The organism is Nakamurella sp. PAMC28650, assembly GCF_014303395.1.
In the GTDB taxonomy this organism is placed as follows: Bacteria; Actinomycetota; Actinomycetes; order Mycobacteriales; family Nakamurellaceae; genus Nakamurella.
The window spans coordinates 1,349,345-1,374,880 of record NZ_CP060298.1; the positions used below are offsets into that span (position 1 = coordinate 1,349,345).

At 67.8% G+C, this 25,536-nt stretch carries 18 protein-coding genes; 11 read left to right on the forward strand and 7 right to left on the reverse strand.

The annotated features are described in order from the left end of the window. Positions 1 to 146: 146 nt before the first annotated feature. A complete protein-coding gene (locus H7F38_RS06075) occupies positions 147 to 2,378 on the reverse strand; it encodes a hypothetical protein (RefSeq protein ID WP_187093294.1) in 2,232 nt (743 codons plus the stop codon). Between the two features lie 1,218 nt (positions 2,379 to 3,596). On the opposite strand from H7F38_RS06075, the gene H7F38_RS06080 reads away from it, so the two are divergent. From H7F38_RS06080 to H7F38_RS06095, 4 genes are all read left to right on the forward strand, one after another. Next, positions 3,597 to 4,919: a UDP-glucose/GDP-mannose dehydrogenase family protein gene (locus tag H7F38_RS06080; RefSeq protein ID WP_187094512.1), complete on the forward strand. Its 1,323-nt coding sequence runs from the start codon at positions 3,597 to 3,599 to the stop codon at positions 4,917 to 4,919. 77 nt (positions 4,920 to 4,996) lie between these two features. Continuing rightward, positions 4,997 to 7,120 carry an acyltransferase family protein gene (locus H7F38_RS06085; RefSeq protein ID WP_187093295.1) on the forward strand — a complete coding sequence of 708 codons (2,124 nt, stop codon included), beginning with the start codon at positions 4,997 to 4,999 and terminating at the stop codon, positions 7,118 to 7,120. Continuing rightward, positions 7,117 to 8,988: a glycosyltransferase gene (locus tag H7F38_RS06090; protein WP_187093296.1), complete on the forward strand. Its 1,872-nt coding sequence runs from the start codon at positions 7,117 to 7,119 to the stop codon at positions 8,986 to 8,988. Before H7F38_RS06085 ends, H7F38_RS06090 begins: the two co-directional genes overlap by 4 nt. After that, on the forward strand, positions 8,985 to 9,932 hold the full coding sequence (locus tag H7F38_RS06095) for a glycoside hydrolase family 26 protein (protein ID WP_187093297.1): 948 nt from the start codon (positions 8,985 to 8,987) through the stop codon (positions 9,930 to 9,932). Before H7F38_RS06090 ends, H7F38_RS06095 begins: the two co-directional genes overlap by 4 nt. Before the next feature lie 7 nt (positions 9,933 to 9,939). Here the strand turns inward: H7F38_RS06095 and H7F38_RS06100 are convergent, their stop codons facing one another. Further along, entirely contained in the window at positions 9,940 to 10,827 is an 888-nt protein-coding gene (locus H7F38_RS06100; protein ID WP_222618487.1) for a family 16 glycosylhydrolase, read from the reverse strand. A 255-nt stretch (positions 10,828 to 11,082) separates the two neighbouring features. Here H7F38_RS06100 and H7F38_RS06105 point away from each other — a divergent pair, with 255 nt between their 5' ends. After that, positions 11,083 to 12,129 (forward strand): zinc-dependent alcohol dehydrogenase family protein, encoded by a 1,047-nt coding sequence (locus H7F38_RS06105; RefSeq protein WP_187093298.1) that lies wholly within the window; start codon positions 11,083 to 11,085, stop codon positions 12,127 to 12,129. A gap of 47 nt (positions 12,130 to 12,176) precedes the next feature. After that, complete coding sequence (locus H7F38_RS06110; RefSeq protein ID WP_187093299.1) at positions 12,177 to 13,211, forward strand: zinc-dependent alcohol dehydrogenase family protein; 1,035 nt, start codon at positions 12,177 to 12,179, stop codon at positions 13,209 to 13,211. 97 nt (positions 13,212 to 13,308) lie between these two features. Here the strand turns inward: H7F38_RS06110 and H7F38_RS06115 are convergent, their stop codons facing one another. Next, on the reverse strand, positions 13,309 to 13,875 hold the full coding sequence (locus H7F38_RS06115) for a Dps family protein (RefSeq protein WP_187093300.1): 567 nt from the start codon (positions 13,873 to 13,875) through the stop codon (positions 13,309 to 13,311). A 300-nt stretch (positions 13,876 to 14,175) separates the two neighbouring features. Between H7F38_RS06115 and H7F38_RS06120 the strand changes: the two genes are divergently transcribed. Beyond that, positions 14,176 to 14,712, forward strand: a complete 537-nt coding sequence (locus H7F38_RS06120; RefSeq protein WP_187093301.1) for a hypothetical protein — start codon at positions 14,176 to 14,178, stop codon at positions 14,710 to 14,712. A gap of 21 nt (positions 14,713 to 14,733) precedes the next feature. Here H7F38_RS06120 and H7F38_RS06125 read toward each other — a convergent pair whose 3' ends face one another. Continuing rightward, positions 14,734 to 15,945, reverse strand: coding sequence for an esterase family protein (locus H7F38_RS06125; RefSeq protein ID WP_187093302.1), 1,212 nt, complete (start codon positions 15,943 to 15,945; stop codon positions 14,734 to 14,736). 233 nt (positions 15,946 to 16,178) lie between these two features. On the opposite strand from H7F38_RS06125, the gene H7F38_RS06130 reads away from it, so the two are divergent. After that, positions 16,179 to 17,069, forward strand: coding sequence for a serine protease (locus H7F38_RS06130; protein ID WP_187093303.1), 891 nt, complete (start codon positions 16,179 to 16,181; stop codon positions 17,067 to 17,069). Between the two features lie 3 nt (positions 17,070 to 17,072). Here the strand turns inward: H7F38_RS06130 and H7F38_RS06135 are convergent, their stop codons facing one another. From H7F38_RS06135 to H7F38_RS06145, 3 genes are all read right to left on the reverse strand, one after another. Beyond that, positions 17,073 to 18,440: a DUF2079 domain-containing protein gene (locus H7F38_RS06135; RefSeq protein WP_187093304.1), complete on the reverse strand. Its 1,368-nt coding sequence runs from the start codon at positions 18,438 to 18,440 to the stop codon at positions 17,073 to 17,075. A gap of 3 nt (positions 18,441 to 18,443) precedes the next feature. After that, positions 18,444 to 19,817, reverse strand: a complete 1,374-nt coding sequence (locus H7F38_RS06140) for a glycosyltransferase 87 family protein (protein ID WP_187093305.1) — start codon at positions 19,815 to 19,817, stop codon at positions 18,444 to 18,446. A gap of 411 nt (positions 19,818 to 20,228) precedes the next feature. Next, positions 20,229 to 22,652, reverse strand: coding sequence for an amino acid permease (locus tag H7F38_RS06145; RefSeq protein ID WP_187093306.1), 2,424 nt, complete (start codon positions 22,650 to 22,652; stop codon positions 20,229 to 20,231). A 327-nt stretch (positions 22,653 to 22,979) separates the two neighbouring features. On the opposite strand from H7F38_RS06145, the gene H7F38_RS06150 reads away from it, so the two are divergent. The 3 genes from H7F38_RS06150 (at position 22,980) to H7F38_RS06160 (ending at position 25,490) form a co-directional block, all read left to right on the forward strand. Beyond that, positions 22,980 to 23,651, forward strand: a complete 672-nt coding sequence (locus H7F38_RS06150) for a TetR/AcrR family transcriptional regulator (RefSeq protein ID WP_187093307.1) — start codon at positions 22,980 to 22,982, stop codon at positions 23,649 to 23,651. A gap of 232 nt (positions 23,652 to 23,883) precedes the next feature. Continuing rightward, positions 23,884 to 24,729, forward strand: a complete 846-nt coding sequence (locus H7F38_RS06155) for a fumarylacetoacetate hydrolase family protein (RefSeq protein ID WP_187093308.1) — start codon at positions 23,884 to 23,886, stop codon at positions 24,727 to 24,729. Further along, positions 24,726 to 25,490: a LamB/YcsF family protein gene (locus tag H7F38_RS06160; RefSeq protein ID WP_187093309.1), complete on the forward strand. Its 765-nt coding sequence runs from the start codon at positions 24,726 to 24,728 to the stop codon at positions 25,488 to 25,490. Before H7F38_RS06155 ends, H7F38_RS06160 begins: the two co-directional genes overlap by 4 nt. The last annotated feature ends 46 nt before the right edge of the window (positions 25,491 to 25,536 follow it).

Here is a 25,536-nt window from a genome sequence, read left to right on the forward strand (position 1 = left end):
CCGCCGCGCACGAGCACTACCGTCAGGGATCGGACTGCTCGCTCTGCCCGGCCGGCGACTGCCTCCGCTTCCGATCGGCCGTGCCGCTGGGCCAACGTGTCTCGACGAGGCTCAAGTTCCGCGGGCGTTGAACTGCTGGTCGCTGATCAGCCGCGTTTCATCGCCTGTGCGTGAGCACTGAGGATGTCCAGGAACAGTTTCATCGGTCCGTTGGTGGCGGGGCTGTAGAGGGCATACCCGTCTGCGTGCGGCTCGGGGGTGCCGTCCTCCTGGTACGGCAGGATCGACCAGACCAGGTCGCCGGACACGTGCGGGGTTGCGTGGGCTGCCGCCATCAGCAGGGTCGACGCGCCCAGGTCGGTCCAGGCGTACTCGCCGACGAAGTACACCTTCTGGTGGGCGGCGGCGACGGCGGCGTCGACGGCCATCCAGGCGACGTCGACCGGGTAGAAGTGGCCGCTGACCATGTCGACGTCCGGGGCGTCGATCGCCGCGTTGATCACGCGCATCCGGTCGGCGCCGCTGCCGTCCGCGACCAGCTGCAGTGCCCCGAGGGTGTTCTTGATGAACGACGCGATCTGCTCGGTCCAGGTCGGGTTCGCGGTCCAGAGCTCGTTGCCGGTCTCCCAGGCCATCACCGTCGGATCGTTCTTCCAGGCCAGTCCCGTGTAGGGGTTGACGTGGTCCAGCAGGTGGGCGATGTGGGCCTCGAAGTCGCCGACCACCTTCGGGTCGGAGTAGAAGTTCATCTCCGCATCGCGTTCGGTGTCGCTGGTCGCCGCCGTCACCGAGGTGTCCGGATCGTTCGGGTAACCGCGCCACGCGGTGAAGGTGCTGATGCCGCCGTGGTAGTACCGCCACTGATCGGTCAGCGGGATGATCAACTTCAGGCCCAGCTGACCGGCCCGGTACATGGCGTAGTCGGCGGAGGCGAGGGCCGTGTCGTCGTACACGCTGAGGCTGGGCTCCACACACGCGGCGCAGCCGACCGAGATGCCCATGCTGTGCGAGCGGATGACGGTGAGACCGGCTGCGGCGGCGGCATTCAGGCCGCTGTCGATACGGGACTGCGTCGGGTGGGTGGGCTGGCCGGCGGCGTCCTTGATGTTGTCGTCGAGGCCGAGCCAGTACTCGTTGGCGCCCGCGAAGCGGAACGTCGACCCGTCGAGCTGGAGCCGACTACCGCTCCGCGTCACGAACCCCACGCTGCCGGCCGCGGGTGTGGTGGGTGCGGTGGGTGCGGTGGGTGTGGTCTGCGCCGGTGTGGTCTGCGCGGGCGTGGTCTGCGCCGGTGTGGTCTGCGCGGGCGTGCTGGGCAGGATCGTCACCGTCGTCAACGAGGGGGTGGTCGTGGCCGTGGACGATGACGACGTGTCCGCCGTGCCGTCGACCTGCGCGCCGTCGATGCTGATCACCGTCCCGCTCGAGGTGGCATCCGGCCGGCCCGTGACGGTCGCCCGGATGGTGTGGCTGCCCGCGGCGAGGCCGTGCACGGAGAACAGCGGTTGCTGGTCGAGCCGCTCCGCCGAATAGAGGTCGATCTGGGTCTCCGGGCCGCCGTCGACCGAGAAGGTGGCGATGCCGTACCAGGAGGCCATGGCGCCGAGGACCGTCGCACCGGTTCCGTCGAACGTCAGGGTGGCGGTCGCACCGGAGCTGTCGCTGAAGTGGTCGTCGCCGGCGGACTTGGCCGGTCCCTGGCTGGTCTGCCACGGGCCCGAGTAGCCGAAGGCGGCATCGACGTCGTCGACCGCGGTGGACGAGGCGGGTGGGGGCGTCGTCGCCGCGGGCGCGGACTGGTCGGAGCCGATCTGGAACCGGTCGACGGCGATGACGTGGCCGCGGGCGCCGGTCCCCATCGCCGTGACGGTGATCGTATGGGGGCCATCGGAGAGATCGTTGCGCTGGAAGAGCTGCACGTCATCGGCTCGGCCTGCGGCGTAGACCGAGACGGCGACCGCGGCGCCACCGTCCACCGACACGGACAGGTCGCCGTGCCACGGCGCCTGGGCACCGAACAGGCTGATGGAGTTTCCGGTGAACGACAGGGACGCCGAGGCGCCCTGGTGGTCGGTGTAGTGGTCGGACCCGCCGAACTTGGCCGCCCCGGGGCCGGTCTGCCATTCACCGGAGTAGATCACGGCCGGATCGGTGTCGTCGATGCTGGTCAGGGAGTTCTGTACGGAGGCCTGCGCGCGGACGGCGGTGGTCGACGGCGTGGCGCCGGCCGGCGGGACGACGATGGTGGCCGCCAGCAGTACCGCGCCGACCGAGAGGAACGCCATCAGTCGGCGCCGTTGCCCGAAGCCGTGGCGCGCAGTCGATCTGCGCGCCGTCCTGGGAAAACTCATCGCGAGGGGCCACTCTTCCGAAGGCATCTGGCCGTCCGGCGGCCTGATGGAAGCTCGACTGAGCAGGACATGTTTCTCGTCCTCGACTCTTGGTCCGCGCCGCGTCGCGCGTTCATAGCCTAGTGGTGCATCCTGAGGGCGGGTGTCGCCGGAACCGTCGACGGGTGGGCACGCACAACGAACCGACCACCCGCCCCGTCAGGATGACCCGTCGACCACCATCTGGTCCATCAGCCTCGTGCCGCCGTGTGCGGTGCGACGTCTGTCATGCCGCGCACTGCTCTGATCGGCTGGTTCTGCGCACTGCCGGCAGACTTTCGCGAGCGGCCCCGCCTGACGGTCGGTCCTGAAGGTCGGTGAGTGGGCGCTGTGCAGTCTTATACGCCTGCACAGTGCACAGTCACGGCACGGTCCCGCACCGGTGGCGGCACGGTCCCGCACCGTGACGACACCGTCAGCGTGCGCGGCCGGGTAGATCCTCTGTCCCAGTCCAGGGGGCTGGCAACCTTCGATTCGAGGACTTGTTCCACCTGTTACATGATCATCGTGGCATTCGAGTGAGTGCGTCATCACATCTGCATCTTTGGGGCTGTTACTTAGGACCGCGTACAAAAGATGTTCGCCCGACGCGTCGGGCCGGCGAATCGCGGAGTCGGCCGTCCGAACTGCGGAGATGTTGTCCGCGACCAGTTCTCCTTACGCCGTAGATCATTGCGGTGGTCGCTGACTGCTACGTTGAGTAACGCACAGCTACCGTAGTGACTACTCGAGCCGTTGGGGCGAAAGTGTCCGTACCAGATCAATTCGGGTAGGAATCATCGGCGTTCGGTGACGTGACGGGAATATGAACAAATACGTCACGCATTGCATCACTTACGCTCTGCCTGTCCGATCAATCGCAATGGGTGCCGGTCTCTCGCCGAGAGTGGCCGGTAACGAACAAATCTCGGCCTTGCAGCCAGAGCCGGCCCCGCTCGACCCCTACCCGTCCTGAATTCCGTCCACCGGACCACTGTCGGACGGCCGGGGTCCGACTGAATCCTGTCCGCCTGAATCCTGTCCGCCTGAATCCTGTCCGACCCACACCGGCTCGAACGAAACCGGGCTGAACAACACCGGTGTCGCCGTTCGCCCTCACCTCACCTGTCGTGCTCGGGGCACGCCAGGAGATGTGTTGTGCGCCAGACTATTCCACCAAGCCTCAAATCCGCACGCTCAACTTCTCGTCATCTCTGGAGCGCAATGATGAAAATCAGTGTCATCGGTACCGGGTACCTCGGCGCCGTCCACGCCGCCTGCATGGCCGAGATCGGACACCAGGTGATCGGTGTCGACACCGACGCCGGCAAGATCGCCACCCTGGCGGCCGGTCGGACCCCGTTCTTCGAGCCGGGCCTCGCAGAACTGTTGCAGTCCAACATCTCTGCCGGACGACTGTCCTTCACCACGTCCATGGCAGAGGCCACCGCCTTCGCCGACGTCCACTTCATCTGCGTCGGTACGCCCCAACAGGCCGGTTCCTACGCCGCCGATCTCCGGTACGTGGACGAGGTGGTCACCCAGCTCGCCCTGCACCTGCGGCGGCCCGCCCTGGTGGTCGGCAAGTCGACCGTCCCGGTCGGCACGGCGACCAGGCTGAAAGCGTTGGTGGCCAAACTGGCACACGTCGACGAGGGTCCGGTGGAGCTGGCCTGGAACCCGGAGTTCCTCCGCGAGGGCTTCGCGGTGCAGGACACCCTGCGGCCCGATCGTCTGGTCTTCGGTGTCGACTCGGACGCTTCCGAGGCGACGTTGCGTGAGGTGTACCAGCCCATCCTGGATCTCGGAACCACCTGCATCACAGCAGATTTCGCCACCGCTGAACTGGTCAAGGTCGCCGCCAACGCCTTCCTGGCCACCAAGATCTCCTTCATCAACGCGATGGCCGAGGTGTGCGAGGCGGCGGGGGCCGACGTCACGGTGCTCAGCAACGCCCTCGGCCACGACGCCCGCATCGGACACCGATTTCTGCACGCCGGCCTGGGTTTCGGCGGCGGATGCCTGCCCAAGGACATCCGTGCGTTCCGGGCCAGAGCCGGGGAGATCGGTGCGCAGGAGGCACTGACCTTTCTCAAGGAGGTCGACGAGATCAACATGCGCCTGCGGGAACGCACCGTGGACGTGGCCAAGGCGCTGGTCGGCGGATCCTTCCTGAGCCGCACCGTGACCGTCCTCGGCGCGGCGTTCAAGCCCGACAGCGACGACGTCCGCGACTCGCCGGCACTGCACATCGCCGCGCTGATGCAGCTCAAGGGGGCCAGCGTGGTGGTGCACGACCCGGAGGCGATGCCGAACGCACGGAAGCTGTTTCCCACCCTTCGATACGCTGCATCGCTCGACGAGGCCTGCGCAGACTCGGATCTCGTGGTGCTCGCGACCGAGTGGCCGCTCTACCGCGACGCGGATCCGGAGCACCTGGCCGGGTTGACCCGTCGGCCGGTGATGCTCGATACCCGAAACGTGATCGACCTGGCTGGTTGGCGTGGTGCGGGCTGGCAGGTCCGCGCGCTCGGGCGTCCCCGTGCCTGAGCCCGCCCTGGCGGTAGCCCCGCCCGCCCTCGGTCCGAGGTCCTTCCCACCGTGCCACCCCACCAGAGAGGACGGCCATGGCCACCCTGGTCAACACTGAGTCAACCGGGTCAACCGGGTCAACCGGGTCAACCGGATCATCCGCGACGGTCGAGAAGCTCGGCACTGCAGCAGGTCCGGCCACCCCGAGGAGTTTCCGGCCGGACATCCAGGGCCTCCGGGCGATCGCCGTCGGTCTGGTGGTGCTCTATCACGCCAACGTCCCCGGGATCCCCGGCGGCTACGTCGGTGTCGACGTCTTCTTCGTCATCTCCGGCTTCCTTATCACTCGCCAGCTGACGAACGAGGCACTCCGCAGCGGGCGGATCTCGCTCTTCAAGTTCTACAGCCGCCGGATGCGTCGCCTGCTGCCGCCGGCCGTTGTGGTCGTCATCGTGACGATGCTGGTCGCCAGGGCGGTTCTGCCCTACTCGCAGGTGGTCTCGCTGATCCACGACGTCTGGTACACGGCGGTCTACGGGATCAACTACCACCTGGCCATCGAGGGCATCAACTACCAGCAGGCGTCCGCACCGCCGTCGCCGCTGCAGCACTTCTGGTCGCTGTCGGTGGAAGAGCAGTTCTACTTCATCTGGCCCGTCCTGATCGTCGCCTGTCTCCTGTTGGGGCGCCGGAGGTTCCGCCCGGCGGTGCTGATCACCGCGATCGCGGCCATCTGCGTGGTGACCTTCTACTTCTCGGTCACCATCACCAGCACGAACACCCCGATGGCGTACTTCTCCATCCACACCCGGGCCTGGGAACTGGGTCTCGGCGCGTTGGTCGCGCTGGTCAACGGCCGCCTGGCCCGTGTGCCCGCCCGGCTCGCCGCTGCGCTCAGCTGGACCGGCCTTGCCATGTTGCTGGCGGGGGCGTTCCTCTACTCCGACACCACCCCGTACCCGGGATCGGCTGCGCTGCTTCCCGTGGCCGGCGCCGCCCTGATCATCGCCGGTGGGTCGTTGCGCCACACCGGGAGCCCGGAAACGGTGTTCCTGGACCGCTCGATGATGCAGTACGTCGGGAAGGTCTCCTACGCCTGGTACCTCTGGCACTGGCCCCTGCTGATCCTGCTGCCGGCCTGGGCCGGCAAGGAGTTCACCTGGATGACGAACGTCGAGGTCGTCGTCATCGCCTTCTGGCTGGCGGTCCTCACCTACTTCCTCGAGAATGCCTGCCTCCGTTCGCATTGGATCATCGGTCGGTGGTTCGGCGTGGGGGTCGGCCTGGCGGCGACGTCGGCGGTGATGGCCCTGCTGGCCTCGGTGTCGCTCCCGTCGGTGGTCGGATCCGGGGTGGCCCGATCGGTGACCAGCCTGGCCGTCGCCGATGCCACCGCGGTGCAGAACGCCCTCACCGACGGCATGAAGATCACCGCACTGCCGCGGAACCTGACCCCGACGCTCGACAACGTCACCACCGACCTCCCGCAGAGCACCAAGGACGGATGCCACGCCGCCCTGCTGCAGACCGCACCGGTGACCTGCACCTACGGTGATCCGAACGGGACGAGAACTGCAGTGCTACTGGGTGATTCGCATGCCCAGCAGTGGCTGGCGGCCTTGATCCCCAACGCGAGGGCGCAGCACTGGAAGCTGATCACCTACACCAAGGCGGCCTGCCCGATCGCCACCCTCACCGTCTGGAACAACGACCTCAAGCGGCTGTACGCCGAATGCGACACCTGGCGCATCGCAGCGTTTGCCAACATCAAGGCGCTGGATCCGGACATGATCATCGGGAGCGAGAGCGACTCGGTGCCCTGGTCGGCCGTATCGGACGCCAGGTGGGCCGACGAGACCGTCCGTTCGCTGCAGCGGATCGCCGGGCCGAAGACGCACATCGTGTTCATCGGCGACACCCCGCAGACCACCGCGGATCCGACGCCCTGCCTGCAGCAACACCTGACGAACGCCCAGGCCTGCGCCTACCAGCGGTCGGCCGCCTACCTCGATTTCCCGGACCGGAAGAAGATCATGCACAGCGAGTTGACCGCTGCCGGAATGGGTTACGTCGATCCGCTCAACTTCTTCTGCGGGCTCTGGTGCCCTGCAGTGGTGGGGAACATGGTCGTTCGCCGCGATACCGGCCACATCACCAACACCTATGCCGCCTGGCTCGCCCCCATGCTCACGCCGATCTTCAAGGATGTCTCCAAATGACGCTGACCCTGCCGCGCTCCGACGCAGCCACGCCCACCACGAATCGCCGGATCGCACCGGCCCGGCTTCTGCGCCGACGACCCAGACCCCGCCATCTCCACCAGGGCAGGAGCACCTACCCGCTGCTGCCGGGTGCCCCGACCGACAAGGAGAAGTTCAGCTACTACGGCCGCCAGCACCTCTGGTTCATCCAGCTGCGGACACTCGCGACCATGTGCGCCGCAGTGAGTCTGCTCTTCTTCTCCAGCACCACGACCGCGCTCTGGTACTTCTGGATCCCGCTGTCGATCTTCATCGGGTACATGCTCCTGACGCACTACACGACCACCCGCAAGCGGGTCTACTCGCGAGCCGATCACGAGGGTTTCGTCCGCAACTGGCACCCCGAGCAGTACCCGAGCGTCGACGTGTTCCTGCCCAGCGCCGGCGAGGAGATCGAGGTGCTGCGCAACACCTACGTGCACGTGGCCGGGATGATCTATCCCGGCACGGTGACCGTGGTGGTCCTCGACGACTCGGCCCGTCCCGACGTCCAGGAGATGGCCGCCGAATTCGGCTTCGAGTACCACGTCCGGCCCAACCGGGGGCACATGAAGAAGGCCGGCAACCTGAAGTACGGCTACGAGCACAGCAACGGTGACCTGATCGTCATCTTCGACGCGGACTTCTGCCCCCGTACCGACTTCATCCTCGAGCTTGCCCCGTATTTCGAGACGCCGGAGGTGGCCATCGTCCAGTCACCCCAGTTCTTCGACACGCACCGCAAGATGCCATGGCTGCAACGCAATGCCGGCACCATCCAGGAGAGCTTCTATCGATGGGCCCAGGTTTCCCGTGATGCGCTCGGTGCGCCGATCTGCGTCGGCACCTGCGCCATCTACCGACGGTCGGCGCTGGCCAGGTCGGGTGGTTTCGCGCAGATCGGCCACAGCGAGGACGTCCACACCGGGGTGAACCTGATGAAGGCCGGCTTCCGGACCATCTACGTACCGGTGGTGCTGGCGAAAGGCCTTTGCCCGGAGCAGTTGTCGAGTTTCATCTCCCAGCAGTACCGCTGGTGCGCCGGGTCGATGAGCCTGCTGGCCGACAAGAAGTTCCACGACTCACCGCTGACCTACCGCCAGCGCATGTGCTTCTTCACCGGGTTCGGCTACTACATCTCCACCGCGGTCGGCGTCTACCTGCTCGCCCTGCCGACCGTCATCATGCTGTGGTTCCTGCCCGAACGCATCCAGCTGTCCAACTTCTTCTGGGTCCTCCCGACCTTCCTGCTCTACCCGTTCATCGCGGTGATGCACCGGACCGGTTGGGCCCCTTCGACTCTCCGGGTGTACACCATCTCCTCGTTCAGTCACGCAGCCGCCATCTGGCACGTCCTACGGGGTCGGACGGCGGACTGGGTGCCCACCGGCGAGGTCCGCAAGACCGGGATGACCACGCGCGTCACGCAGTTGATCATCGGCTGGTCGGCCGCGGTGAACACGGCCATGCTGGTCGGCGTCACCATGTTCCTCGTCCGCGGGTACAGCATCGTCGACGTCACACCGGTGCTGTTCTTCTCGGTGATGAACCTCTACATCTGGGTGCCGATCGCCGCCCTGGCACTCAAGGAGCGCCGGGTCGCCGCCCGGACGGCCCGCGCCCTGGTCCTTGCACCGGCTGCGGCCAGGGTGTTCGTACCGACGACTTACGTCGCCCCGAACACCCTCGCCCCGAGCGCCCTGGCCCCGAACGCCCTCGCCCAACTCGAGGCGGTTGCACCCAGGGCGCTCCGGGACGGGGCCGGCGACCTCGACCACATCCCTGAGCAGGCCGTTGCTCTCGAGAAGAGTGACGCCGTGATGATCCACGCCGGCGGGGGTCGGTGATCGAGTTCCGCTGGCTGGCGATGGCGATCATCGCCGCCGTGCTCGCGGTGACCGCGGCGATGCCGGTCGTCGTGGCGCCACCGCCGAGATTGTTCGGGATCTCGGCGATCTCGGACCCGGCCTCGATCCTGGCCGCGGCCAGGAGCACCTCGGGGGTGGTCGGCCGGCAGATCGACATCATCAACATCTACAAGGCGTGGGTGTGGAAGGGTGACCTGCCGGTCGCCGAGCTGACGGCGATCCGGAATTCCGGAGCGGTTCCGGAGATCACCTGGGAGCCATGGGATCCCAACGCCGGCACCGCCCAGCCACGGTTCACGCTCCAGCAGATCGTCGACGGCGGGTACGACGCCTACATCGGGACCTGGGCGAAGCAGGCCGCGGCCTGGTCCACCCCGCTGTACCTGCGGTTCGCGCACGAGATGAACGGCACCTGGTACCCATGGGCGCTCGGCGTCGACGGCAACAGCCCCGCGCTCTACGTAAAGGCCTACGCCCACGTGCACCGGATCTTCGCCGCGGCCGGCGCCCGCAACGTCCGCTGGGTCTGGAGCCCGCACGTCATGCCGCAGCTGGACGTGGCGGCGCTGGCCGCCTCCTACCCGGGTCCCGGGCTGGTCGACGTGGTCGGAGTGGACGGGTACATCTCCGCGTCGAACACGACCGCCTCCGGGTGGGAGTCGCCGACGCAGGTGTTCGGCCCGCTGTTGGCTGCGATCGCCGGGATCGCGCCGCAGACCCCGGTCTGGATCAACGAGACCGGTTGCAGTGTCCGGAGTGCCCTGCGGGCCGGGTGCAACAGCAGCATCATCGACTACTTCCGGAGCACCACCGTGAGTGCCCTGATGTGGTTCGACCTGGACGACGGCCGGGGGACGGACTGGCGGCTCGCACCGGACAGCGGGACGGGCGTGGCCGCCAGGAACGGCCTGCGCAACTGGTGAGCAAACCTCAGGCGTAGACGCGGACGTAGTCGACGACCAGTTGCTGCGGCCAGTCGCTCTGGCTGCCGGGCGCCCCTGGGAACGTGCCGCCGACGGCCAGGTTGAGCAGCAAGAAGAACGGATGGCTGAACACCCAGCGCCCGTTCGCCTCGACATCCCCCCGACTCACGGTCCCGTAGGGCTCGCCGTCGATGTCCCACGTCAGGGAGTCGGGGGACCAGTCCACCGCGAACCGGTGGAAGCCGGTCGAGAGGTTGGCGCCGGTGTCGTGGGTGCGGGTGACGGCCTGCGGCCCGCCGGCGGTGGCGGGCCCGTGCACCGTCCCGTGGATGGTGGTCGGAAGGTTGCCACCCACCTCGGCAACGTCGATCTCACCGGCCTCCGGCCAGTTCACCTGGGGCAGGTCGGTTCCCATGCTCCACAGGGCTGGCCACGCTCCCGGTGCCGTCGGTACCTGCGCGTACATCTCGATCCGCCCGTAACGGGCGCTGAAGTGGTACTGGGTCGTCAGCCGGGCCGAGGTGTACTCGTCGACGTTCCCGTCCGCGCAGCGATGCCCCGGATCACGGACTGCGGTGATGACCAGGTGTCCGTTCCCGTCGAGCGCGGAATTCTGCCGGGAGTCGGTGTAGCACTCCAGTTCCTGGTTGCCCCACCCGCCGCCGCCGACCTGCTGGCTCCACTTCGACGGATCAGGTGCAGAGCCGGCGGCGCCGCCGAAGTCGTCCGACCACAACAGGGTGCCCTTCACGGGGGCGGCGGAGGTCGAGACCGGGAGGCTCGTCGGAGCAACAGGGATGGCGGGCTGGGAGACGGGGGCGGCCGCGGAGGTGCAGGCCGCCAGCGACAGCAGTGCCGACAGCACCAGTACCGACCGCAACCGCGCGGATCGCATCCGCGCCGACCGCATCCGCGCCGACCGCAACCGCGCCGACCGCAACCGCGCCGACCGCGCCGGTGCGCCGCCCGTTCCCGGTAACCGTGGTCCGTTCCTGTGCACGGCAGCTCTTCTCGTCCTGTGCGTGGTGCCCGTGAGCTGCGGTGCTCGGGTGCCTGACGAACGCGACGCTAGCAGGCGTCGCATCGGCTGCGAGTGTGATCACGCCGGGGGAGATCGCATCCGCGTCCATGCTGAGGCATGATTTCTCCTATGAGAGCAGCCGTCCTCCACGCCCCGGGTGAGATCTCCACCGAAGAGGTCCCAGATCCCACCATCGTCATGCCGACGGACGCCCTGGTCCGGGTCACCGCCGCCTGCATCTGCGGGTCCGACCTCTGGCCGTACCGCGGCATCGCGAAGAGCACCGGCCGGATCGGGCACGAGTTCGTCGGTGTCGTCGAGGAGGTCGGCGCCGCGGTGGAGTCGCTCACCGTCGGCCAGGTCGTCATCGCTCCGTTCGTCTGGTCCTGCGGCAAGTGCGAGAACTGCGTGGCCGGGTGGACCACGTCCTGCCTGGTCGGCGGTGGCTACGGAGCACCGGACCCCGATGGCCATCTGGTGGACGGCGGGCAGGGTGAGTACGTCAGGGTGCCGCAGGCGGACGGCACCCTCGTGGTGGCACCGGTCGACGAGAACGACGAACGCATGCCGGCCCTGCTGTCGCTGTCCGACGTGATGGGCACCGGCCACCACGCCGCGGTGTCCGCGGGGGTCGGGCCCGGAAGCACCGTGGTGGTGATCGGTGACGGAGCTGTCGGCCTGTGTGCGGTCCTGGCCGCCCACCGCCTGGGAGCGGAACGGATCATCGCGCTCTCCACCCACGCCGACCGCGCCGCCATGGCGACCAGCTTCGGGGCCACCGACATCGTGAACGCCCGCGGTGACGAGGCGGTCAGTGCCGTCCGGGAGCTGACCGGCGGCCTCGGTGCGGCGAGTGTCTGCGAATGCGTCGGCACGACCCAGACCTGGGACACCGCGCTTGCGGCCGCCCGCCCGGGCGGCACCGTCGGCTTCGTCGGAGTGCCGGCCGGTGTATCAGAGGGCCTCTCGCTGCGAAAGCTGTTCAACCGCAACGTCTCCGTCCATGGCGGAGTGGCGCCGACCCGTGTCTACCTACCGGAACTCCTGGACGATGTGTTGGCCGGGACGCTCGATCCCGGACCGGTGTTCACCACGACCATCGGCCTCGAGGACATCGCGACCGGCTACGACGACATGGACAAGCGCCGGTCGATCAAGGTGCTCGTCAAGCCTTGAGCGCGCTGCACCGATGAGGGCGCTGCACCGATGAGGGCGCTGCACCGATGAAGGCGCTGCGGTTCGCCGAGGTGGACGGCCCGCTCGAGATGCTCGAGTTGGACGACCCCGTCTGCCCGCCGGACGGCGTCGTGCTGGACGTGGCGGCCACCGGTGTCTGTCGATCCGATTGGCATGCCTGGAAGGGACACGATCCCGTTGCCCTGCCGCACATCCCGGGTCACGAGTTCGCCGGGACCGTCGTCGGGGTCGGCCGGTTGGTCGATCACTGGTCGGTCGGCGACCGGGTCACCTCGCCGTTCGTGCTGGGCTGCGGCGTCTGCGAGTTCTGCCGCGCGGGCGACGCGCAGGTCTGCCCGTTCCAGGAGCAACCCGGATTCACCATTCCCGGGTCGTTCGCGACCCGACTGGCGCTACCGAGAGCGGACGCAAACCTGGTGCGGTTGCCCGACTCCGTTGATTTCGTCGCTGCCGCCGTCCTGGGCTGCCGATTCGCCACCGCGTTCCGGGCGCTGACCGCGCACGGACGGGTGCAGCCCGGACAGTGGGTGGCGGTGCACGGCTGCGGCGGGGTCGGGCTCTCGCTGGTGATGATCGCGGTGGCCCTCGGCGCGGAAGTGGTCGCCGTCGACGTGTCGCCGGCTGCCCTGGCCATGGCCGTCGAACTCGGGGCCGCCGCGACGGTCGACGCCGGAAGCGTGTCCGACACGGCAGTGGCGGTGGCGGACATCACCGGGGGCGGAGCACATGTCGGCATCGACGCCATCGGCCGGCCCGCCACGGCACTGGCCTCGGTGTCCTCGTTGCGCCGCCGCGGCCGGCACGTGCAGGTGGGCCTGCTGCTCGGGCCGGACGCTTCGACAGCGTTCCCGATGGACCTGGTGATCTCCCGCGAACTGTCGGTGCTCGGCTCGCACGGGATGGCCGCGCACGAATATCCGGCCATGCTCGACGCGGTCGCGGACGGGCGGTTGCGTCCGGAGCTACTGGTCGGTCGTACCGTCGAGTTCGCCGCTGCGACAGCGGTTCTGGAGGCGTTGGACCGTCCGGACGGACCCGGTATGACCGTCATCAGGATGTGAACGACCGGTCCACGACGTCGGACCACAAGACGGAGCCGGCCGGTAGGTGGTGGACCACCTACCGGCCGGCTTCTGGTAGCCGATGGCCACCAGGGGGTCAGCTGATGCTGGCACCGTCGGCGGCAGCGGCCTTCTCGGTCGTGTCCCCCTCGGTGGCGAGGGATCCGGTCGAGTTCTCCAGGTGCGCGCGCACGAACCAGTGGAACAGTTCCAGCTGGTGCAGGTGACCGATCAGCATGTCGTTGGTGACCGGATCGCTCTCCTCGGTCTCGGCGGCGGCCTTGCGGTGATCGGCGATGACGCCCTGGTAGACGACGTCGAGAGCACCGAGGTGCGCAATGGTGTCGGCGCGGCCGATGGAGTAGTCCGACCAACTGCGCTCGGCGACGATCGATCCGGGAGTTCCCTTGACGGAGACTCCGAGGGTCGCGATGCGCTCGGCAGTCTCGTCGACGAACCCACGAACCACATCGACCTGCGGGTCGATCATCTCGTGGACCCCGATGAAGTGCGGGCCCACCACGTTCCAGTGGACGTGCTTCAGGGTCAGCGCGAGATCGTTCAGTGCGTGCAGACGCTGCTGCAGCACCGCGGCGACCTGTGCACCCTCCTCTGTCTTCATGCCTGGCACGGTGAATCGGGGCAGGGCGGTCTTGCGAGCCATTTCAGTCTCCTTCACTTCACGATGACCGGTCCGTTGACGCCGACCGGTTCGTCGAGCCGGTACCCGATCGAAACGGTCCCAAAACGCGCGCGGCAGATACCGGCCGATGCGCCGATCGGGGCAGGCGAGCAGAGGATCCATGATCGGCGCGAATCGAACGGGTCTCAAACCCACGGGGACCTCACTGACCGTGATCGAACGAGAACCCGTGCAGCACTGAAGGGTGAGCGACCCACACAGATCGGATATTTTTTCTGGGCCGATGGTACCGGGCCGCATGTCGGGCTTATTGTCCTTCGCATGACCACTCCCGCGTATCCATCGTCCACTGTCAACACGCCCCTGGGCAGGCCGGCGCCGACCCCGCCGAGCACCGTCAAGGGCGCCTTCCTGGTCTACCTGATCGCCGCTCTGATCTCGGTGGTCGGCATCGTGCTGGTCGTCACCAGCAACGTCTGGGACCAGGCCATCGCGGCCGCGGGCACCGACGTCACCGCCGACGGCACGTCGGCCACGTCGCTGGCCAGCGCGGCCAAGATCGCGACGATCGTCGTCGGTGTCATCTTCATCGGTCTCTACCTGCTGTTCGCCTTCAAGATGCGCGCCGGGCGCAACTGGGCCCGCATCGTGCTGACCGTCCTGTCGGCCCTGTCGATCCTGAGCGCGGCGCGTACGACGGCTTCGATCAGCGTCAACGGTCAGGTCTACTCGGTCGGCAGCAGCCAGGCCACCGGCTGGATCGGCGCCGCGCTCGCGGTGGTCGCGATCGTCCTGATGTACACGGGCGCGTCCAACGCCTACTTCACCGCTTCCAAGGCCGCGCGCAAGGGTCTCTGACGCGGCCTCTGGTGCGCCGGCCTACTTGCGGCCGGCGGCCAACGGGACCGTGCCCGGTCTGAACCCGGGCACGGTGGCGCCCAACCACTGCAACGTCTGCGGGATCAGGGGTATCCAGACGCTGACCCGATGGCCGGCATTGGGCAGCACGTCGGCGGTCACCGACATCGGGGGTCTGGTGGTGCTCAACAACTGCTGGGCGGTGCCGTAGGACAGTGGGTCGCCCTTGGACGTCTGGACCCACAGCGCCACCTTCGGGGGGTTGTCCTTGGCCAGCTTGAGGAGGTCGTAGTGCGAGAACGCCGGACTGCCCGGTTTGAAGGGCACGTACGGCGCCTCGAAGCCCGGCTGGAAGTAGCCGCCGAGGCTGATCGCGGCCGAGTAGATGCTCGGATGCAACATCGTGAGCATCGAGGCGCACCAGGCACCGGCGCTCAGCCCGAAGGTCGCCCACGAACTCCGATCGTTCACCACCCGCAGATGGTGGTCGACCCAGGTCGTCACGTCCTGGGTCAGCCACTGCTCCATCTGCAGCTGGCCGGCTCCGCCGTCCACGCACTCCGTGTCGATCTGGCCGGGCGCCCAGTCGGGCATCACCACGATCGAATCGGCGATCTTGCCGGCGGCCACCTGCTCTGCCACCGAGGTGCCGAGATGCATGTTGTACCAGAGCTGTCGCGGCGTGCCGGGTACGCCGTGGAAGGCCTCGATCACCGGGTAGCGGTGGGTGGCCATCTTCGGGTCGGTGTACGAGGCGGGGAACCACACGTCCACATAGCTCTTCACCCCGCTGACCTTGCCGGGGATGCGAAAGGACTTGATGGTGCCGTCGGCCGGGCCGCGTCCGCTGCTCAGGCCGAGCTTGCCCAGCGCCGGGACGGTGGCCAACGGCACCACGTCGTGGCCGGGGGTCGAACCGAAACCAGCCGAACTGCCGCCAGGACCGGTCGCGTCGGTCGCGCTCGCGCCGGAGGCGACCACGGTCCCGGGGTTGGCGGTGCTGAAGATGCTGCCCAGATCACCCCAGTTGGCGTACCACCCGTACTGGGAGTTCAAGGTGATGCCCACCGCCAGCAGCAGGCTGATCACGACTGCGGACTGGTATCCGATCCGACGCAGCACCGAGAGCCAACCGGGCCCGGCGAATCTGGCCCAGTCGATGATCACCCAGACGAACAGTGCGATGGCCACGATCCAGATGGTCCAGGCGAGCAGCGATCCAGTCAGCGACATGCGCGCTGCCCCTCTTCATTTCATTTGCGGTACGACGGACACAAGACCCAGGACGCCTGGGACGACCACCCGTTGCGCTCCGCTGCCACCGCGGGAGCGGTGTTGCGGGAGCGTGTGGAATGCGTCACTGTGCGTGCTGTGTTGCCACTGTGCGTGCTGTGCGGGCCCTGTGAGTGACGCCGTCATCGTTGCCCCTCGTCATATGTGGGTGATACGCAGGAGTAATGAATAACGTGAGCAAACGGCAGCGGCCGGGCTCGCGACGTCCCGTTCGCACGGTGATGGGTCTCGCGTTGGGTCTGGCGGTCACGATAGTGGCGATCCTCGAACCGGGCGGCATCGCGGTAGCGGACACGCCGTCGGCCGCGGTCGGATCTGCTCTGTCCGCCGGGGCGGCTGGGTCCGCGGTCTCGGTGGGCAGCGCGCAGGAGGCGCTGAGCGCACCGGCGAACCCGACGGTGGGCCCGTTGTTCACCAACGGTCTCTCCTCCGGGCACAGCTGCACGGCCAGCGTCCTCTCGGTCGGCCGCGGCCTGCTGCTGACGGCGGCGCACTGCCTGTCCGGCAAGCCGGTGGGGATCCAGTTCATCCCGGGCTACGACGGCACGAAGGCGCAGGCCGCCCCCTACGGCATCTGGACGGTCACCCGCTCGTGGGTCCCGGCCTCCTGGGTGAACTCGGAGGACCCGCAGCACGACTACGCGATCCTGCAGGTCCAGGACAACGTGGTGCAGGGTCAGCACGTCGCGGTCAACGACCTGGTGGGCGGAAACGGGATCGGGATCGCGCTCGGCAACAGCGTCGCGGTCACGGTGCCCGCCTACGTGAACGGGGCGCACGATGCGCCGATCAGCTGCACGGCGGCGTTGCAGGTCGACCAGGGCTTCGCCAGCTTCGGCTGCGCGGGCTACTTCACCGGCACCAGCGGCGCGCCGTGGATCGCCGACTCCACGGCGGCGGAGCCGGCGGTGGTCGGGATCATCGGCGGTCTCCACCAGGGTGGCTGCACCGACTCAACGTCCTATTCACCGGACTTCAACGCCGACGTGTACCTACTGGTGATCAGGGCCGTGGTGGGTCTGCCGTCCGACACCGCGCCGAAACCCGACAGCGACGGCTGCTGACCGTCAGGGACGGGCCTCGAGCACCACGTAGCGACCGGGATGGGCGAAGGTCGTGAACCGGCCGGAGGCCAGCAACGAGTCCAGCAGCGTGCGACTCCAGCCCGGTGTGTAGGACGTGCTGTCCAGATCCAGGATGACCCAGTCGGCCCGCAGCGGCAGCCCCGTCGAGTCCACGAAACCGGGATAGGCCTGCATCACCTGGGCGCGGTCGACCAGATGAGGCATCAGGAAGACGTCGGCAGCCACCCTGGCACCGTCCGGGATGTCGGCGACGGCGACGGCGGCGGACGTGCAGCGGGGGCAGTCGGTGACGACCGCAGCGATGCTCGGCACGGTCGGGGACCTGGCCACACCGACCGCGACGACCCCCGCCAGCAGGACCGTCTGCCAGCGCAACCATCCCCGGGCGCGGTCCGCGCCGGCACGTTGCCGGGAGATGCCGTCGACCAGGGCGGCGAAGCAGATCACCATCAGGGTGGCGTTGTAGTGGTAGAGAAAGCCGGTGTAGGCGTAGTTGTTCGAGACGAGCCGCGCGCCGAGGGTCGGGAGCAGCGCCAGGATCAGCGGCGAGCGCAACCCGAGGCCGGAGGTCAGTGCCAACGCACCGAGAAACGTCAGGCCGCGCAGTGAGAAGACGGTGCCGAAGGCACTGCCCACCAGGCCGCCGATGCCCCCAGAACGCCCGGCGTAGGCGAAGTAGGTGTAGGTGTGCGAGTAGCTGAAGTGGGGGATGACCACGAAGACGATCAGTCCGAAGCTGATCAGGCCGAAGGCCCCCAGCAAGGCGGCCTGACGGTACTTCCGCTGCACGGCCAGGACCAGCGCGATGCCGATGACCAGCAGCGGTGAGTCCTCCTTGACCAGCACCAGCAGCCCGGCGCAGACGACCACGCGGGTGTACCGACCGGCCAGCAGCGCCTCCAGGGCCAGTGCCAGCAGCGGTACCGCGAAGGCGATCTCGTGGAAGTCGAAGTCGACGGCCTGCAGGATTCCCCAGCCGAGCGCGAACGCAGCCCCGACGAAGTAGCCGAGACCACCGAGGCGCCGGACGGCGAGTCGGCTGACGACGTGCACGCCGATGGCGACGAGCAGCGCCTGGGCGATGAGCAGCAGCCTGGCGTCGGGCCACAGTCGGTAGAACGGGGCGAGCAGCACCAGGATCGGGTGGAAGTGGTCGCCGAGGATGTTGAACGGCTGCTGCGACTTGATCAGCACGTCCGGCGCGCGGAGGTGGGCGTAGTCGTCGATGGCCTGATCGAAGATCGTCAGGTCGTAGCCGGTGTTGAACCGCGCGTGCCTGATCAACGAGTCCAGCAGGTACAGGACCAGTGCGCTGAGGCTGATGATCCAGACACGGCGGGCTGGACGCACGGGTCAGGAGCCTACCCGGGCCCGTACCGGTGAGCCGGAGATGCGCTGTTCCAGTCGCCGCGCGTCGGCGGCGGTCCGGGTCGGCAGCAACATCACGGCGGCCAGCATCCAGATGGCCTGCACGCTGCCGGCCAGCCTGGACCAGAGCGTCAGGTCCGCGTACCCGGTGTCGGGCAGGTCGAACATGTTGCGGGTGTTGACCATGAAGATCACCAGTCCGACCGCGGTGAACACGGCGGTACCGATCCAGCGGCGGGTGGCCCTGCTGTCCTCGGGGTGCAGTTTCGTGCCGCCGTCGGCCGGGCGGAATCGGTGCCTGGGCAGGGTGGTGACGAGGCGGCCGAACAGCACCACCATCGCCGGCACGATCCAGACGGCGTGGTGCAGCCAGCTGACGGGGCTGACCAGGACGCCGAGCAGGCCGGTCACCGTCACCGCGAGCAGGGTGTCGCCGGCGGCCACCGCGCGGTGGATCCGCACCGATGCGATGACGACGACGATCACCACGCCGAGCGCCCAGAGGATCTTGTCCGGGGGAAAAGCCCCGCTGAACCGGGCCAGGGTGCCGTTGAGCGACTGGTTGGCGGTGTTGTCCAGGACGCCCACCCGACTGGAGTCCCAGAGCGCCGACGTGAAGTAACGCCAGGTGGCGACCGGTGCGACGACGCCGGCCACAACGGTCGCGGCCGCTGCCGTCGCCACCGACACCCGCAGCATGCGCCACTGCTTCGACAGCACCAGGTAGAGAAGGAAGACGGCGGGTGTCAGCTTGATCGCCATCGCGAGGCCGATCCCGATCCCGGCCCACCGGCTGCCGCGCCGGGAGAGCACGAAGATGTCGAACATCACCAGCAGCGCCAGGAAGGTGTTGACCTGGCCGTAGGCGGCAGTCTGGCTGATCGGCTGCAGGCAGAAGGCTGCCGCGACGGCGAATCCGGTGGCCAGCACCATCTGCGGACGACGTAGCAGGACGCGCTCCCGCAGCGAGAGCAGGACAAGGCCGACGGTGGCACCGAGGATGGCCAGGCTGGTGATCACGACCACCGGGCGGATCGACAAGGCCGTCATCGGCGACATCAGGATCGCGGCGACCGGGGGGTAGGTGAAGCCGAGCAGGCCGTTCACCGGGTCCTTCTGACTGAAGGCATAGAGGTCGTTGCCGCCGTGCCAGAAGTTCAGCGCGCTGTAGTAGATGCGCAGGTCGTACTCGTTGCGCGGGGCACCGAACCGGCGGTAGACCTCGAAGGCAAGGGCGCCGGCCGCGGCGAGGGCGAGAATACCCACCGTGATCCCCGCAACACGTTCGCGGGTGTTCAATTTCCGCAGATCCAGGTTCGCCCAAGCCCCGAAAGTCCGGGTTGCCCTGAGCGTGTCCACGTCCGGCATTGTGCCATCGAATCGACGATACCGGGCTGGAACTGATCCTCATCAAATGGCCGGTGGATCACGGCCGCAATTTGTTGGACGAACCGGCTCGACCCGGCGAGCTGATGTCGGATTTGCCGGAGTTTCCTGTGCGTTGACCCGAAGTGCCTGTGGTGGAGAAGGTTTGGGACAGGGGGAGGTTCGGCGTCGCAGCGTCCCGGTGATGTCACCACGGGGAAAGGAGCTGAATCTGCTTCCTTGCCCCCGTGGGTCACCGCCCTGTCAGTGATGAGATTCACCATTGGTGTCCCGCCACCGTTACCGGCGCGAAGCGATTCAAACAATGTCTTTACGGTTTCCTGACGAGCCGATTTCTCGCGGGGCCGATCCGCGAAGGGTCGACCCGCCGGGAGGGACCGATCGTCAGGAGGACAGCAGTTGGTAGTCCGGGTTGGCGATGACGTACCCGTTGTCACGGCGCAGCGACCGTCCCTGGACCCGCAGCATCCGGCCGGGGGCGATCCCGGCGACGTGCCGCCGCCCGTAGAACTGGACGGTGAGGGTGCCGGTGGAATCGGCGATCTCGCAGATGAAGGTGGGACTGCCACCCAGTGCCTTGACCTGGACCGTGCGTACCCGGCCCTGGACGTCGCAGGCATCCCCGGAGACCAGGTTGCAGATCGGCCGGGCGTCCTGTGGCGGCTCCGGCGCGGCATATTTCAGGATCGCGTTCCGGGTTGCGCCATTCGGGCGGCCGGCCAGCACCTTGTCGGGCGGGTCCACCGCCGCGGCGTGTCCAGGGCCATTGCGCACCACACGGCGCTGCGTCTCGTCCCAGTGCTCGCCGTCCGGAGAGCGGTGCAGCGCGGCCTCGTCCAACAGGGCCTGCTCCAGACGGGCCTCGTCGTGCAGTCGATGACGCTCCACCGCAGCAATTTTTGCGCTGGTGTCGTACGGGATGATGGTGGCCGTGGCGTTCGGCACCCGGCTGATCAGCCGGGCGATCCGGTCCGCGGTGCGGTCGTGGAGCAATCGGCCGAGCACGCTGGCGTAGCTCCGCCGCGGTAGCAGCACGGTGACCTCGGTGCGGGGCAGCGCCTCTCGGGCGATGGTCTCGAGCGCGGCGCGGCCCAGCCGCCGGTCGGGGCAGTCGATCAGTTCCAGCGGGACGATCTCGGCCGTTGCCTCCCAACGGGCCTGCAGGCGCTCGGCGTGCAGGCTGTCCAGCACGAAGTGCACGGCCCGCAGGCTGCTGGGACGCAGGCTCTGCCCGTAGCGCAGGGCTTCGATCGAGGCCAGGTCGAGCACGTCGACGAACACCAGCACGGTGTGGTGCGAGAACTTGGTCCCGGCGCTGAGCTTGTCCGAGTCGAGGCTGCGCAGGATTTCGGCTTCGGTCCGGTACTCACGGTTGAGGCGGATCAAGGCGAACACCATCACCGGGAAGAGGATGACCACCACCCAGGCACCTTCGGTGAACTTCACGACGGCGAAGATCAGCACCACGATCAGCGAGGTGGTGCCGGCCGCTACGTTCACCGCAACCTTACGCCGCCAGCCCTTGCCCTGCCCCCGTTTGAAGTGCTTCGCCATCCCGAAGCCGGCCATGGTGAAGCCGGTGAAGACGCCGATGGCGTACAGCGGGACGAGCGCGTCGAGCTTGCTGCCGGTCACGATGATCAGCACCAACGCGACCGCTGCGAGCACGATGATGGCGTTCGAGAACACCAGTCGGTGCCCGCGCTTGCGGAGCTGACGGGGCAGGAAGGCGTCCTCGGCGACAAAGCTGGCCAGGAAGGGGAAGCCGTTGAAGCTGGTGTTGGCCCCGGTGTACAGGATGAGCGCGGTGGCCGTCTGCATGAGGACGAAGAAGATGTTGCCGAAGGTGCCGTGGCCGAAGACCAGCCGTGTCTCCTGGCTGATGACCGATGGAAAGCCAGCGTTGTAGGGGCTGGCGTGGGTGAAGTGGGCCAGCAACGACACACCCGAGACCAGGAAACCGAGAGTGCACGCCATGATCAGCATGGCCTTCTTGGCGTTGACGCCTTCGGGGGACCTGAAGGCGCCGACACCGTTGCTGATCGCCTCGAGACCGGTCAGCGAGGAACCGCCGTTGGCGAAGGCCCGGAGTAGGACCAGTACGGTCGCGCCCATGACGAAGCCGTTCGCGTGGCCGATCAGGATGTCGGGGTTGTGCGTGGGGTCGAACTGGGGCAGGTTGCCCATCAGCTCGCGGATGATCCCGACGGTGATCATGGTGCCGGCCACGAAGGCGAACAGATACGTCGGGATCGCGAAGGCCTTGCCAGCCTCCTTGATGCCCCGCAGGTTGCCCCAGCACAGCAGCAGGATGACACCGACACTGATGTAGGTGGGTGTGTGGCCGTGGCCCAGGGCCGGGATGGCCGAAACCACGGCGACCGTGCCAGCCGCCGTCTGGACGGCCACCGTCACCACGTAGTCGATCATCAGCGCGACAGCGGCGATCTGCGCCACGCGTGGTCCGAAGTTCTCCCGCGCCACGACGTAGGACCCGCCGGCCTTCGTGTAGACGGAGACGACCTGCCGGTAGGAGATGGTCAGCAGGACCAGGATCGCGATCACGACGCCGGTGATCGGCAGCACCAGCACGAACGCACCGAGGGCCGCATACGGCAGCAGGGCGAGCAGGATCTGCTCGGTGCCGTAGGCGGAGGAGGAGATGCAGTCCGGAGCGAGGACCCCCAGCGCCAGGAATTTCGACAGACGCTCGTGTTTGAGCTGATCGTTGGTCAGCGGCTGGCCCAGGAGCCTGCGCTTCACGCGGTAGGAGAACCGCTCGGGTAGGTCGAGGTCGAGGGCAGTCATTCCCTGGCCATGGTCGGGCGGGGTCGCGGGCACCCGCCCCAGCTTTGACCTGACTGGACGGACCGTCAACCAACCCTCCAAGATCTTGACGATATCTTGATGCAAAAGTGTGCGTTGTCACCGATCTCTGTGATCGAGGTGGGGTTATTACCCCAATGCGCGTGATGCCGCTCATTCGCCACACACCTTACGGTGTCGATCTTGCGATGTAAGGCAAGCGTGCGCGTCGTACGGTAGGCGAGTGGAGCCCAACGGGTCGCCCATGAAGGGGGACCCACCCGCGGAACTACCCGGCTCAGTGGTGTGGCCGCGAGCGAAAGGCTTCACATGAGCTCGGACCGGATCCCGTTGACCAGGGATCGAATCGTCGAGTCCGCCCTGGGGCTGGCCCGCCACGAAGGTCTGGCCGGCGTCTCGATGCGCAAGCTCGCCCAGGAACTCGGCGTCGAAGCCATGTCGCTCTACCACCACGTTCCCAACAAGCGTGCACTGCTGATCCTGATGGCGGATCGGTCCCTGGCCTCGCTGCGTCCGGCCGATCCGGCACTGCCGTGGAACCAGCGCCTGGTGACCCTGCTCGACGACATCTTCCGCGCCGGGGTGGAGAACCCTGCGATGATCTCGGTGCTGGCGGCGCAGGAGCTCGACCCACTGCAGATCGAGGCCTCGGAGATCTCGGCGCTGATGCTGATCGAGTCCGTCCTGCAGATCCTGTCCGAGTCCGGCCTCGAGGTGGCGAAGCGCGTCTACGTCTACAACTCGCTGATCAACCTGGTCTACGGGTTCGTGCTGGCCCGGACCCAGGGCGCGACCCTGGCGGCTCCGAAGGGCTCCGGTCAGGACCCCGCCCGCCGGCTCACCGGCCGTTGGGAATCCTTTCCCGCGCTGGCCGACGTGCTCGACGGTCTCGAGGACTCCGATCCGGCTGCGGACCTACACTTCAGTCTCGAGATCTACGTCGGCGCGCTGGCCGGCCTGGTCGCCGCCCAGGTCGGCTGACGTCCTGATCCGGCGTCCTGATCCGGCGTCCCGATCCGGAGTCCGCGGGTCGGAAACCCTCAGAAGTACTCCGAACGCCGGGGTGAAGCGACAGTTTCCTTTGCGCCGGGGTGTTTCCGACGTGCGGGGGGCCGCTGCGCCGCCGGACGCGGGTGACCCCCGGGTATCCGGCCGGCGCGGCCACTTGTAGCGTCCTGGCCATGAACAGGGTTGCCGAGAAACGGTCGTCGTCATGAAGTTGCTGCGGGTCGGCCCGGTCGGTGCGGAAATCCCGGTGGTGATGGACGGTGGCGGGCACACCTTCGACGTGTCGTCGGTGACTGCCGACTTCGACGGCGCTTTCTTCGCGGGCGGTGGACTCGAGCGATTGGTCGCCGCCGCAGGTGATCTGCCGGGCATCGACCTCTCCGGCAAGCGGATCGGTCCGCCCATCGCCAGGCCGGGGGCCGTGCTCTGCATCGGGATGAACTACGCCGCACACGCCGCGGAGTCCGGCTCCGCGCCGCCGACCGTGCCGATCCTGTTCTACAAGTCGCCCAATACCGTGATCGGCCCCGACGACGAGGTGTTGATCCCGCGCGGCTCGGCCAAGACCGACTGGGAGGTGGAGCTGGGCGTCGTCATCGGGAAGACCGCCCGCTACCTGCCGTCCCGGGAAGCCGCACTGGAATGCGTTGCGGGGTACGTCTTGTCGAACGACGTCTCGGAGCGTGCCTTCCAGTTGGAGACCAGCGGCGGCCAGTGGTCCAAGGGCAAGAGCTGCGAGACCTTCAATCCGCTCGGGCCCTACCTGGTCACCGTGGACGAGGTCGGGGACCCGCAGGGTCTGCGCCTGCAGTCCTGGGTCAACGGCGAGCCGCGGCAGGACTCCAACACGCGAGACATGATCTTCGATGTCGCGGAGATCGTCTACCAGCTCAGCCAGGTGCTCGTGCTGGATCCGGGTGACCTGGTGAACACCGGCACGCCGCAGGGTGTTGCGCTCTCCGGCAGATTCCCGTTCCTGGAGGCCGGCGACGTGATGGAGCTGGAGATCGAGCGCCTGGGGCGGCAACGGCAGGTGCTCGGCCAGGCATGACGACGGTGGATCTCAACGCCGATCTGGGTGAGAGTTTCGGCCGGTGGGTGCTCGGCGACGACGAGGCCATGCTCGACGTGGTGACGAGCGCCAACGTCGCCTGCGGATTCCATGCGGGGGACCCGTTGACGTTGCGCCGCACGGCGAAGGCCGCAGTGGAACGCGGCGTGGTGATTGGCGCGCAGGTCGGCTATCGGGACCTGGCCGGCTTCGGCCGGCGCTTCGTCGACATGGAAGTGGCCGACCTGACGGCCGAGATCATCTACCAGATCGGGGCCCTGGACGGCCTTTCCCGCAGTGTCGGCGGTCGCGTCCGCTACGTGAAACCCCATGGTGCCCTGTACAACACGATCGTCACGCACCCCCTCCAGGCGGCAGCCGTCGTCGCCGCGGTCCTCGCCTACGACCCGACGCTGCCGGTCGTCGGTCTCCCGGGGTCGCTGTTCCTGCGGCTGGCCGAGGAAGCGGGCCTCACACCGGTCCGGGAGGCGTTCGCCGATCGCGCCTATACCGCCGACGGCAACCTCGTCTCCCGCCGGGAGCCGGGGGCGGTGCTGCACGATCCGTCCGAGATCGCCGACCGGGTGGTGGCACTGGTGCAGAACGGCGAGATCCGTGCGATCACCGGAGAGCGGGTGGCGGCACAGGCCGATTCGGTCTGCGTACACGGCGACTCACCGGGCGCCGTGCAGATCGCCGTCGCCGTCAGGTCCGCGCTCGCCGGGGCCGGGGTCGGCCTCCGGCCGTTCGTCACCACTTGAGCCGTCGGCAGCGGACCAGCGTCGGGAGCGGAAGCGGGAGCTGGAA